At 71.7% G+C, this 12,149-nt stretch carries 10 protein-coding genes; 4 read left to right on the plus strand and 6 right to left on the minus strand.

The window, feature by feature from the left end:
• Positions 1–84 precede the first annotated feature (84 nt).
• Positions 85–609 carry a hypothetical protein gene (locus tag ABZV77_RS29685; RefSeq protein WP_356263190.1) on the plus strand — a complete coding sequence of 175 codons (525 nt, stop codon included), beginning with the start codon at positions 85–87 and terminating at the stop codon, positions 607–609.
• Positions 606–881, plus strand: a complete 276-nt coding sequence (locus ABZV77_RS29690) for a hypothetical protein (RefSeq protein WP_356263193.1) — start codon at positions 606–608, stop codon at positions 879–881. The genes ABZV77_RS29685 and ABZV77_RS29690 overlap by 4 nt, the downstream gene beginning before the upstream one ends.
• Before the next feature lie 353 nt (positions 882–1,234).
• On the opposite strand, the gene ABZV77_RS29695 is transcribed toward ABZV77_RS29690, so the two are convergent.
• The 4 genes from ABZV77_RS29695 to ABZV77_RS29710 are packed head-to-tail and all read right to left on the minus strand — an operon-like array spanning position 1,235 to position 5,076.
• The gene (locus ABZV77_RS29695; RefSeq protein WP_356263196.1) at positions 1,235–2,422 is read right to left on the minus strand and encodes a serine hydrolase domain-containing protein; all 1,188 of its coding nucleotides are present in this window, start codon (positions 2,420–2,422) and stop codon (positions 1,235–1,237) included.
• A 47-nt stretch (positions 2,423–2,469) separates the two neighbouring features.
• Positions 2,470–3,270 carry an ABC transporter ATP-binding protein gene (locus ABZV77_RS29700; protein WP_356263199.1) on the minus strand — a complete coding sequence of 267 codons (801 nt, stop codon included), beginning with the start codon at positions 3,268–3,270 and terminating at the stop codon, positions 2,470–2,472.
• Entirely contained in the window at positions 3,258–4,019 is a 762-nt protein-coding gene (cbiQ, locus tag ABZV77_RS29705; RefSeq protein ID WP_356263201.1) for a cobalt ECF transporter T component CbiQ, read from the minus strand. Before cbiQ ends, ABZV77_RS29700 begins: the two co-directional genes overlap by 13 nt.
• Position 4,020: 1 nt before the next feature.
• Positions 4,021–5,076: an energy-coupling factor ABC transporter permease gene (locus ABZV77_RS29710; protein WP_356263204.1), complete on the minus strand. Its 1,056-nt coding sequence runs from the start codon at positions 5,074–5,076 to the stop codon at positions 4,021–4,023.
• 197 nt (positions 5,077–5,273) lie between these two features.
• On the opposite strand from ABZV77_RS29710, the gene ABZV77_RS29715 reads away from it, so the two are divergent.
• Positions 5,274–5,618, plus strand: a complete 345-nt coding sequence (locus tag ABZV77_RS29715; RefSeq protein ID WP_356263206.1) for an SsgA family sporulation/cell division regulator — start codon at positions 5,274–5,276, stop codon at positions 5,616–5,618.
• A gap of 36 nt (positions 5,619–5,654) precedes the next feature.
• Here the strand turns inward: ABZV77_RS29715 and ABZV77_RS29720 are convergent, their stop codons facing one another.
• Both ABZV77_RS29720 and ABZV77_RS29725 read right to left on the minus strand, forming a co-directional pair.
• Entirely contained in the window at positions 5,655–7,889 is a 2,235-nt protein-coding gene (locus ABZV77_RS29720) for an MMPL family transporter (protein ID WP_356263208.1), read from the minus strand.
• 100 nt (positions 7,890–7,989) lie between these two features.
• Entirely contained in the window at positions 7,990–8,589 is a 600-nt protein-coding gene (locus tag ABZV77_RS29725; RefSeq protein WP_055568358.1) for a TetR/AcrR family transcriptional regulator, read from the minus strand.
• A 177-nt stretch (positions 8,590–8,766) separates the two neighbouring features.
• Between ABZV77_RS29725 and ABZV77_RS29730 the strand changes: the two genes are divergently transcribed.
• Positions 8,767–12,069 (plus strand): S41 family peptidase, encoded by a 3,303-nt coding sequence (locus tag ABZV77_RS29730; protein ID WP_356263211.1) that lies wholly within the window; start codon positions 8,767–8,769, stop codon positions 12,067–12,069.
• Positions 12,070–12,149: the final 80 nt, after the last annotated feature.

Consider the following 12,149-nt stretch of genomic DNA (forward strand, 5'->3'; position numbering starts at 1 on the left):
AGTAGGCAGCCTACACAAAGGAGGCGTTGGCAGTGTATGTATTGGCAGCCAACATATTTGCGTCCTGGAGGTCGAGGTCCCGCCGTGACGAAATTCCTGCTGTCCGTACATGTCCTCGCGGCGATCCTGGCCGTCGGGTCGATCACCGTCGCCGCGTCGATGTTTCCGCGCTACGCGCTGCGGGCGCTGGGGGTCGACGGGGAGTCGGGTGACGGCGACCGGGCACCCGGAATCGCCGCGCTCCTGCACCGCGTCTGCCGCGCCTACGCCGTCGCAGGCCTCGCCGTACCCGTATTCGGCATCGCCACGGCCGCGCAGCTCGGCGTCCTCACCGACGCCTGGCTGATCGCGTCGCTCCTCCTGACGACGATCGCCGCGGCGCTCCTGGCGCTGGCCATCCTTCCGGGCCAGCGAAGCCTGCTGGACATGGCGGACGTGCGGGATCCGGCGGAGCGGGGCGATGGGAGGCAGCCCGTGCCCGTGCCCGTGCCGGACACCGCGCGCCCGACGGCGGCCCGCCTCACGATGCTGACCGGCATCTTCAACGTCCTCTGGGCTGCGGTCACCGTCCTGATGATCGTCCGCCCCGGCTCCACGACGGGGGCGTGACCGCCGTGCGCACGCTCCGCATCGCGGCGGTGGTCGAGGCCGCGTCCTTGATCCTCCTCTTCGCCAACCTGCTCACGGTCCACGCCCGTCCACTCTCGGGACTGCTGGGCCCGCTGCACGGCACGGCGTACTTGGTGGTCATCGCGGCCACGTGGCTGCTGCCGTCCACGGCGTCACCGGGGACGCGGTGGCGCGCTGTCGTACCGGGCGTCGGGGGGCTGTTGGTCCTGCGTGGGGTCGAGAGGGCGGGGAGGGTGGAGAGGACTGGCTGAGCGGGGGCGGGCCGAGGGCTCCGGCCGGGCCGGGGGGAAAGGGGGGCCTGCCCGGTGGCTCCGACCGGCAGCCGGTGGCGGGGGCGGTGCCGAGGGATGAGGTGCGGTCGGGTGCGAGGTCGCCGGGCGGGGCGGAGCGGCGGGAGGTTGGGGCTCCTACGTCTGCGGGGCGGTGCGGGGCAAACGGGTGGGCGGGTGGGATAGATCCGCCGCGAAGCGGCGGGGTTGGGGCTCCTGCGTCCGCGGGGCGGTGCGGGGCAAACGGGTGGGTGGGTGGGATGGATCCGCCGCGGAGCGGTGGGGTTGGGGCTCCTGCCCCGCAGAGCGTCGCGGAGGACCGGGGCCCCCGACGGTTACAGGGAGTCTCGGAGGGCCCGGACCAGGGACTGGGCCCGCGGGTCCGCCGTCACGCCCTTGTTCATGCCGTTCGTGACGTAGCCGAAGGCCAGCCCCGACTCCGGGTCGGCGAAGCCGAGGGCGCCGCCACGGCCGGGGTGGCCGAAGGAGCCGGGACCGAGGAGCGGCGACGCCGCCCCGTGGAGCATGTAGCCGAGGCCGAAGCGCGTGCCGACGACAAGGACGCGGTCCGGCCCCGCGGACGCCTCCGCCCGCGCCAGCTCGACCGTGGCAGGAGTGAACAGGCGCCGCCCACCCTCCACGTCACCGATCAGCCCCGCGTAGAAGCGGGCCAGGCCGTCCGCCGTAGCGACACCGTTGGACGCAGGCAGCGCCGCCGCCCGGTAGGCCGGGTCGTTCTCGTCCGGCGTGGGGTCGATCGCGCCGAACGCACGACGGGTCAGCGAGTCCGCGTCCGCATACGCCTCCGCCACGTTCCGCTTGGGCCGCACCCGGAGCCCGCCCGGCCCCGCCGGAGCCTCGATGCGGCCCAGCCGACCGGCCCGGCCCGCCTCCGCTTCCGGCACTCCCAGCCACAGGTCGAGCCCGAGCGGCCGCGCGATCTCGGCCGCGATCCACTCCCCGACGGGCCTGCCCGTCACGCGCCGCACCAGTTCGCCGGTGAGCCAGCTGTACGTCTGGGCGTGGTAGCCGTGGTCCTCGCCGGGTTCCCAGAAGGGGGCCTGCGCCGCGACCACCGCGGCGGAGAGGTCCGGGTCGAGCGCCTCGGCGGGCGTCAGCGGGCGGTCCAGGGCGGGCACACCGGCACGGTGCGCGAGGACGTGACGTACGAGAACACGCTCCTTGCCGCGCGCCTTGAACTCCGGCCAGTAGGAGCCGACCGGCGCGTCCAGGTCCAGTTCGCCCCGCTGGTGCAGCAGGAGCAGCGCGGCCGCCGCGACGCCCTTGGTCGCCGAGCGGACGATCTGCGCGGTGCCCCGCTCCCAAGGGGCGCCCCCGGAGGAAGCAAGGTCCCCGTCGACGTCCTTCGTACCGCCCCACAGATCCACGACCCGACGCCCGTCGCGGTACACGGTCACCGCCGCGCCCCGCTCCCCGCGCTCGCCGAAGTTGCGCACGAACGCGTCCCGCACCGGCTCAAAACCGGCGGCCACCGTGCCGTGCACCCCACCTATTACGTCCATGACGTCGTCCATAACAAGGGCAACAGCGACTTCTCGCCGTCGATTCCCTAGCCCGTCACCCTCACCGACTTCGGATCGAAGCCAAAGGGAAGTTCCAAGCGATGCGCCCCCATCAGCTCCTCGTCGGAGAGCAGCTCACCCGTGGAGCCGTCCGCCGCGATGGCGCCCTCGCTGAGGATCAGCGCGCGGGGGCACAGCTCCAGCGCGTACGGCAGGTCGTGCGTGACCATCAGGACCGTCACGTCCAGCGACCGCAGGATGTCCGCGAGTTCGCGGCGCGAGGCCGGGTCGAGGTTGGAGGACGGCTCGTCCAGGACGAGGATCTCCGGCTCCATCGCGAGCACCGTCGCGACCGCCACCCTGCGCCGCTGCCCGAAGGAGAGGTGGTGCGGCGGGCGGTCCGCGAACTCCGCCATGCCCACCTGCCCCAGCGCCTTGTGCACCCGCGCCTCCAGCTCGGGCCCCCGCATCCCGGCCGCCGCGGGCCCGAAGGCCACGTCCTCGCGCACGGTCGGCATGAACAGCTGGTCGTCCGGGTCCTGGAAGACGATGCCGACCATGCGCCTGATCTCCGCCATGTGCGTCTTGCCGACGGGCAGACCGGCGACCCGCACGCTGCCCGCGCCGCCGGTCAGGATGCCGTTCAGGTGCAGGACGAGCGTCGTCTTGCCCGCGCCGTTCGGCCCGAGCAGGGCGACGCGCTCGCCGCGCCCGACGGTGAAGTCGACGCCGAAGAGGGCCTGGTGACCGTCCGGATAGGCGAAGGCGAGGCCCGAGACCTCAAGAGACGCAGCGTCGGCCACATCGGCCACAGAAGTCACAGGGGGCACAGCGGTCACAGCGTCCATCCCAACAGGCATACGACGAGAGCGGTCAGGGGCAGAGTCAGCGCGTACGTCCACTGGGCGCGGGAAGCCGTGATGTCGTCGATGACCGGCATCGACCCCGCGTACCCCCGGCTGACCATCGCCAGGTGCACCCGCTCCCCCCTCTCGTACGAGCGGATGAAGAGCGCCCCCGCGGACTTGGCGAGGACGCCCCACTGCCGCACGCCCCGAGCCCGGAAGCCGCGCGACTCCCTGGCGATCTTCATGCGGCGCATCTCGTCGGTGATCACATCGCCGTACCGGATCATGAAGGAGGCGATCTGGACGAGCAGCGGCGGCAGCTTGAGCCGCTGGAGTCCGAGCAGGAGCTCGCGCAGCTCCGTCGTGGCGGCGAGCAGCACCGAAGCGGCGACGCCCAGCGTCCCCTTGGCCAGGACGTTCCAGGCGCCCCAGAGTCCGTTGACGCTGAGGGAGAGGCCGAGCACGTCGACGCGCTCGCCCTGGGCGACGAACGGCAGCAGCACGGCGAACGCCACGAACGGGATCTCGATCAGCAGCCGCTTCAGCACGAATCCGGCCGGGACACGGGCGGCGTACGCGACCACGCCGAGCAGCAGCGCGTAAAGACCGAAGGCCCACATCGCCTCGCGCGGCGTGGAGACCACGACGATCACGAAGCAGAGGACCGCGGCGAGCTTGGTGTGCGGAGGCAGGGTGTGCACCGGCGAGTGGCCGTGCCGGTAGAGCCGGTGGGCGTGGCCCGCGCCCATGTCAGACCTGTTCCGATTCCGGCACGGCGGTCGGGGAGGAGTCGCTCGTACGGCGGCGGCGCAGCCCCCAGAAGACCGCGGACCCCGCGACGACCGTGACGCCGACGCCGATCACGCCCGCGAGGCCGCCGGAGATGCGGGCGTCGGTGATGTCCTTGACGCCGTAGTCGGCGAGCGGAGAGTCCGCGGAGGCGTGCTCCTCGGCCTTCTTGTCGATGCCCTTGTCGTGGGCGACCTTCTCCAGGCCGTCGGGGTCGGCCGAGGCATAGAAGCTGACGAAGCCCGCGAGGACGAGGGAGGCGACGATGCCCGCGATCCACACCTTGCGGGTGGACCGGGCGGCGACGGGCGCCGGTTCGGCGGCGGGTGCGTCCACCAGCTCCCCGGCGACGCGCAGCTTGAGCGGCTGGGTCAGGCCCCGGGCCCCGTACACCAGGTCAGGTCGTACGGCGACGACCGCGCCGACGGTGAGGGCGGTGATGGCGGCCTCGCCGATGCCGATGAGGACGTGGACGCCGACCATCGCGGTGGCGACCTTGCCGATGGGGACGTCGGTGGTGCCGCCGAGGGCGTAGATGAAGGTGAAGGCGACCGCGGCGGCGGGCACCGAAAGCAGGGCGGCGGCGAAGGAGGCGACGGTGATCGAGCGGCGGCCGCGGGGCAGCACCTTCACCAGGCCGCGGAAGACGAGGTAGGCGACGACGGTCGTGACGAGCGCCATGTCCGATATGTTCACGCCGAGCGCGGTCAGGCCGCCGTCCGCGAAGAGCACGCCCTGCATGAGCAGGACGACGGAGACGCAGAGGATCCCGGTGAAGGGTCCGACGAGGATCGCCGCGAGCGCGCCGCCGAGGAGGTGCCCGCTGGTGCCCGCCGCGACGGGGAAGTTCAGCATCTGCACGGCGAAGATGAAGGCGGCGACGAGACCGGCGAGCGGGGCGGTCCGCTCGTCCAGTTCGCGCCGGGCGCCCTTGAGGCTGACGGCGACGGCGCCGGCGGCGACGACCCCGGCGGCGGCGGAGACCGGGACGTTGATGAACCCGTCGGGGACATGCATGCGCGCGCTCCTGGGCAGGGGCCCTGGGCAGGGCGGACGGCTCGTGAACCGTTCAATGATAGTGCTCTGTTGCAAACGGCTTGCAAGAGCGCGTCGGTCCCGATTCAACTACGCCGACCGCCACGACCGGCCGCGGCGAAGCATCGTACATATGGGACATTAGTGAGGAAGCGCCCGTAAGGATGAGGAGCCCAGCGATGTCCGCAGTCGAGCAGTACGCCCGCGCCCACCTCGTCACGGACTCCTCCGAGGGCCACCGCGCCGTCCCCGTCATCCTCCACTACGACGCGGAGGCCGACCCGCACGCGGTGCGGATCGGCCTCCCCGGAGCTCCTCATCGGGTCTTCGACCGGCAGCTCCTGGAGCGGGGGCTGCGGGCGCCCGTCACCTCGGGCAACGTGCACGTATGGCCGTGCGGACGGGTCCAGACCGTCGTGGAGTTCCACGAACCGGACGGGGTGACGGTCGTGCAGTTCGACGCGTCGGCCCTGATCCGCTTCCTGCGCCGCACCCACACGACCGCCACCCCGATCACCCACTAGGGCTCAGGTCCTGTACGGACCTGAGCCCCATGCGGATCAGACGCCTGCCAGTTCCCGGTCAGGGTCTGCTTTCTTCTCCTCCGCCGTGCGCAGGCCCTCTCCCTCGACGTCCACGTTCGGCAGCGCGCGGTCCAGCCACTTGGGCAGCCACCACGCCTTCTTGCCGAGCAGGGCGAGGACCGCGGGCACCAGTGCCATGCGGACCACGAACGCGTCGAAGAAGACCGCGATGGCCAGGCCGAAGCCGATCATCTTCACCATCTGCTCGGACGAGCCGATGAAGCCCGCGAAGACCGCGATCATGATGACGGCCGCCGCCGACACCACCCGGGCCCCGTGCCGGAAGCCGGTCACGATCGCCTGTCCCGGCCGCTCCCCGTGGACGTACGCCTCCCGCATGCGGGTCACGAGGAAGACCTCGTAGTCCATCGCGAGGCCGAAGACGACGCCCACCATGAAGATCGGCATCATCGACATGATCGGGCCGGTCTGCTCGACGCCGAAGAGCGAGCCGAGCCAGCCCCACTGGAAGACCGCGACGACCGCGCCGAGGGCCGCGAGGACCGAGAGCAGGAAGCCGAGGGCCGCCTTGAGCGGGACCAGGATCGAGCGGAAGACGATGATCAGGAGCAGGAACGCGAGGCCCACGACCAGTGCCAGATAGGGCAGCAGGGCGTCGTTGAGCTTCTGCGAGACGTCGATGTTCATGGCCGTGGTGCCGGTGACCATGATGTCGGCGCCGGAGTCGGACTTGATCTGCGCGCCGGTGTCGCGGATCGAGTGGACCAGGTCCTCGGTCTCGATGCCGCTGGGCTTGGAGGACGGGACGACGCTGATGATCGCGGTGTCCTTGTCCTTGTTGAGCATCGGCGGGGCGACGGTCAGGACGTCGTCGAGCTTGGAGATCGTCTTGGTGATCTCACCGGCCGCGGCCTTCGGGTCGTCGGCGCCCTTGAGGTCACCGACCACCATCAGCGGACCGTTGAAGCCGGGCCCGAAGCCCTCCGAGACCAGGTCGTACGCCTTGCGCTGGGTCGTGGACGTCGGCTGCGCGCCGTCGTCCGGCAGGCCGAGCTCCAGCTGCGAGACTGGGATGGCCGCGGCGCCGAGGCCCACGATGCCGACGAGCAGCACGGCGATGGGGCGGCGGACCACGAAGCGGGCCCAGCGGGTTCCCATGTTCTGCTTCGGCTCACCGGCCGACCCGCCGGCCTCGGCGGCCTTCTTCTTGCCGCCGCCGAACAGCTTGCTCTTCTCGCCCGCGGGCAGCACCCGCTTGCCCGCGTACCCGAGCAGGGCCGGGATGAGGGTGAGCGCGATGAGGACGGCGATGACGACCGTGCCTGCCGCGGCGAAGCCCATCTTGGTGAGCATCGGGATGTTGACCACGGCGAGGCCGACCAGCGCGATGACCACGGTGAGTCCGGCGAAGACGACCGCGGAGCCCGCGGTGCCGACGGCCCGTCCGGCCGCCTCCTCGCGGTCGCGGCCCTCGGCGAGTTCACCGCGGTAGCGCGAGACGATGAAGAGCGCGTAGTCGATGCCGACCGCGAGGCCGATCATCATGGCCAGCGTCGACGTGGTGGTGCCGAGGTCCAGCGCGTTGGCGAGCGCGGTGATCGACGAGACGCCGATGCCCACGCCGATCAGCGCGGTGATCAGCGGCAGTCCGGCCGCGATCAGCGAGCCGAAGGTGATGACGAGGACGACCGCCGCGATCGCGATGCCGATGATCTCGGTGGAGCCGGTCTCCGGCATGGCCTGCAGCGCGTCGCCGCCGACCTCGACCGTGAGCCCCGAATCGCGCGCGTTGTCGGTGGTCTTCTCCAGCGCGTCGCGGTCGTCGTCGGTCAGCTCCATCGAGGTGACCTTGTACGAGACGGAGGCGTACGCCGTGGAGCCGTCCTTGCTGACCGTCTTGGCCGCGAACGGGCTGTCCGCGCGGGCCACCTGGTCCGAGCCCGACTTGACGGCGGCGACGGTCTTCTCGATCTCGGCCTTGTTGGCCTTGTCGGTGACCTTCTCGCCGTCCGGTGCCTTGAAGACGACGCGGGCGCTCGCCCCGTCGGCGCTGGCTTCGGGGGCCCGCTTCTCCAGGAGGTCGAAGGCCTTCTGCGCCTCCGTGCCGGGAATGGAGAAGCTGCTGGAGGCGGCGGTGGGCGCGGACGCGGCGCCGACCCCGGCGAGCGTCAGGAGCGCCACCCATATGAGGGCGACGAAATGGCGTCGCCGGAAGGCGAGTTTGCCGAGTTTGTAGAGGAAAGTGGCCACGGGGGCGTACTCCCGGTCAGGTCGTGTGGTCCGGATTGGGCAGGGGAGATCAGCCCGACGACGTGAGCGGTGCGCGTCAGGAACAGGGGGGTCGGGCGGGTCAGATGCCGAGTGCGGGGAGGATCACGGCATCGATGTACGAGGCGAGGAACGCGCGGTCGACGGGACGGTCCTCGATGAGGTCCCGGGCGACGAAACCGCCGACCATCATGTGGACGACGTACTCGAGGGCCGGATTGTCCGCGGCGACTTCACCGCGCTCCACCGCCCGGCGCAACAGGTCGTTCAGGCCGGTGAGCTCTGGCTCGATGAGCAGGTTGCGCAGCGCCTGGTGGAGTTCGGGGTTGTCGTGGATGGCATGGAAGAGGCCCCGCATCAGCGCGGCGTCCTTCTCCATCTGACAGTCGTCCGAGCGGGCCACCATCTCGTTCAGGTCGCCGCGCAGGGAGCCGGTGTCGATGTCCGCGAGGGACGCCGGCTTGTTGTGCCGCAGTGCCTTGGCGATCAGCTCCGGCTTGCTCCCCCACTGGCGGTAGAGGGTGGCCTTGCTCGACCGGGTGCGGGCGGCGACGGCGTCCATGGTGAGGGCGTCGTAACCGACCTCGCGGAGCAGGTCGAGCACGGCCTCGTACAGCTCGGCCTCGCGCTCGGGGGTGATCCTGGTGCGCCGTGCCGTCGTCGACGCCGTCGTCTCGGCCACGATCTCCACCTCCTGCTCCACGTTCTGGAACCGCTCGGAACGAAACGGTTTCGTACGGCAGAACTGTACTCCCGGCGTCCAGCGAAACGAAACCGTTTCGTACGTGTGCTGCGTCACGCCCGTTTTCACCCCCGGGCACGAGTTGCCGCCGCCTGCGGAGCGGAAAAGCATGGGGAGGTGACCGACGCGCGCGACGATGCCCAGGACGCCAGCACCCCGGACGACCACGCCTACCTGCGTTTTCCACATCTCAGCGGCGACCGCCTCTGCTTCGCCGCCGAGGACGATCTCTGGGTGGCCCCCCTCACCCCGGAGGGCTCCCCCGCCGACCGGGCGTGGCGGCTCACCGTCGACCGGACCAAGGTGAGCCACCCCCGCTTCTCGCCCGACGGCCGCCACATCGCGTACACGACCTGGCGCAGCCTCGACCCGGAGATCCACCTGGCACCGGTGGACGGCGGACCCGCACGCCGCCTGACCTACTGGGGCTCCACCGACACCCGGGTCTGCGGCTGGTCCCCCGACGGCGACATCCTCGCCGTGTCCTCGCACGGCCAGCCGTTCTCCTACTTCTGCTGGGCCTACAGCGTGCCCACCGACGGCTCCCCCGGCGGCAAGCTGCCCTGGGGCCCGGTCTGGGACATCGCGATCACCGACTCCATCGCCGACGGCGACAGCGACCGCAAGACCCTCCTCCTCACGGGCAAGCCGCCGCACGAGCCCGCCGCCTGGAAGCGGTACCGGGGCGGCGCGACGGGCCGCCTGTGGGTGCACGGCGAGCAGATCCTCGCCGACCTCGACGGGCACCTCGACTCCCCCATGTTCGTCGCGGGACGCATCGCGTTCCTCTCCGACCACGAGGGCGTCGGCAACCTCTACTCCTGTCTGCCCGACGGCTCCGACCTGCGGCGTCACACCGACCACGACACCTTCTACGCCCGCCACGCGGCCAGCGACGGCACCCGTGTCGTCTACCAGTGCGCGGGCGACGTCTGGCTGGTCGACGGCCTCGCGCCGGACTCCGTGCCCCGCAGGCTCGACGTGCGGCTCGGCGGGCCGCGGGCCGGGCGGCGGATCTACCAGGTGCCCGCCGCCCAGCACATCGACTCGCTCTCCGTGGACACGACGGGCCGGGCCAGCGCCGTCGTCGTCCGCGGCTCCCTCTACTGGCTCACCCACCGGGACGGCCCCGCCCGCACCATCACCGACACCCCCGGCGTGCGCGTCCGGCTGCCCGAGATGCTCGGCACCGGCGGGCAGGTCGCCTACGTCACCGACGGCGACGGCGAGGACGCCGTCGAGATCGCCTATCTGCCGCGGGCCAGCGGCGCCCGCACGCCCCGCAGACTGGCGAGCGGACAGCTCGGCCGCGTCCAGGAACTGGTGGCCGACCGCGACGGCGAGCGCCTCGCCATCGCGTCCAACGACGGCCGCCTCCTGCTCATCGACGTCACGGAGGACTCCGACGGCGAGGTCACCGAGCTGATCCGCTCCCTCAACGGGCCCGTCCGCGACCTGGCCTTCTCGCCCGACGGCTGCTGGCTGACCTGGTCGCACCCGGGCATCGGCCGCTCGCTGCGCCAGATCAAGCTGGCCCGCATCGCGGGACCCGGCATGCGCGCGATCGCCGACGTCACCAACGGCCGCTTCGAGGACGAGAACCCCGTCTTCACCCGCGACGGCCGCTATCTCGCCTTCCTCTCCTGGCGCGGCTTCGACCCGGTCTACGACGTGCACACCGGCGACCTGTCCTTCCCCCTCGGCTGCCGCCCCTACCTCGTACCGCTGTCGTCGGCGACCCCGTCCCCGTTCGCCCTGCTGCCCGACGGTCGGCCCGCGGCGGGCGGCCTCGACCCGGCCGACGGCGGCGGGGGCGACGGCACCACCATCGTGGAGATCGAGGGCCTGGAGGCACGGGTCACGCCCTTCCCCGTAGCCGCGTCGAAGTACTCGGCGCTGCACCCCGTCAGCGGCGGCGGCCTGGTCTGGCTGCGCTGGCCCATCTCGGGCGCGCTCGGCGAGACCTTCGTGAACCCCGCCGACATGTCGGGCCGCCCCACCCTCGAATACTTCAACATCACCAAGGCCAAGAAGTCCCAGCTCGTCGACCACCTCGACTGGTTCGCGCCGAGCGGCGACGGCTCACGGCTCGTGGTCGTCGACGAGGGCGACCTGAGCGCCGTGCCCTCCACCGAGCAGGGCGACGGCGACACGACCGTCTGGATCGACCTGCGCCGCATCCTGCACGAGGTCGAACCGGCCGCCGAGTGGCGCCAGGCCTACGAGGAGGCGGGCCGGATCATCCGCGCCTACTTCTGGGACCCGGGGATGTCCGGCATCGACTGGGACGGGGTGCTCGCGCAGTACCGGCCGCTGGTCGAACGGATCGCGTCCCCCGACGAGTTCGCGGACCTGCTCCGCGAGGTCCTCGGCGAACTGGGCACCTCCCACGCCTACGTCTCCCCCGCCCGCCGCAACGAAGGCCCCCCGCACTACCAGCGCGCCATGGGCCTGCTCGGCGCCAACCTCGTGCGCAGGGACGACGGCTGGATGGTCAAGCGGATCCTGCCCGGCGACTCCTCCGACTCGAAGGCGCGCTCACCGCTGGCCGGTGCGGGCATCCGGGAGGGCGCCCTCCTCACGCACATCGACGGCCGCCCGGTCGACCCGGTGACCGGCCCCTATCCGCTGCTCTCGGCGGCGGGCGGCACGACGGTCGAGCTGACCTTCGAACCCGAGGGCGAGGGCCGGGCCCGCCGGGTCGCGATCGTCCCCCTCATCAACGAACGCCCCCTGCGCTACCAGGACTGGGTGGCCAAACGCCGGGGCGTCGTGCGGGAATTGAGCGGCGGCAAGTGCGGCTACCTGCATATCCCGGACATGGGCGGGTCGGGCTGGGCCCAGTTCAACCGGGACCTGCGCCTGGAGGTGTCGCGGCCCGCCCTGATCGTGGACGTGCGCGGCAACGCGGGCGGCCACATCAGCGAGCTGGTCATCGAGAAGCTGACGCGCACGATCCTCGGCTGGGACCTGACGCGGAACGCCCAGCCGGTGTCGTACGCGTCGAACGCGCCCCGTGGGCCCGTGGTGGCGCTCGCCGACGAGGCGACCTCCTCCGACGGCGACATGATCACGGCGGCCTTCAAGCTGCTCGGGCTCGGTCCCGTCGTGGGGCAGCGCACCTGGGGCGGCGTGGTCGGCATGACCGGGCGGCACGCGCTGGGCGACGGCACGGTGATCACGGTGCCGATGAACGCGGGCTGGTTCGACGCGTACGGCTGGACCGTGGAGAACCACGGCGTCAGCCCCGACCTCGACATCCTGCGCACCCCGCTGGACTGGGCGGAGGGCAGGCACGCCCAGCTCGACGACGCGGTGCAGCTCGCGCTCGACCTGCTGGCCCGGCACCCGGCGTCCGAGCCGCCGGACCACTCGGACGTGCCGGACCGCAGCAGGCCACCGCTGCCGCCCCGCCCGTGAAGCCCCTGCGGCGGCACCCCGCATGATCGAAATGCGCGGAATGTCCGACCGTGTAAATCTGGTCGAGGCCCAATCCCCTC

Origin of the sequence: Streptomyces sp. NPDC004732, from assembly GCF_040609235.1 — a bacterium.
GTDB lineage: Bacteria > Actinomycetota > Actinomycetes > Streptomycetales > Streptomycetaceae > Streptomyces.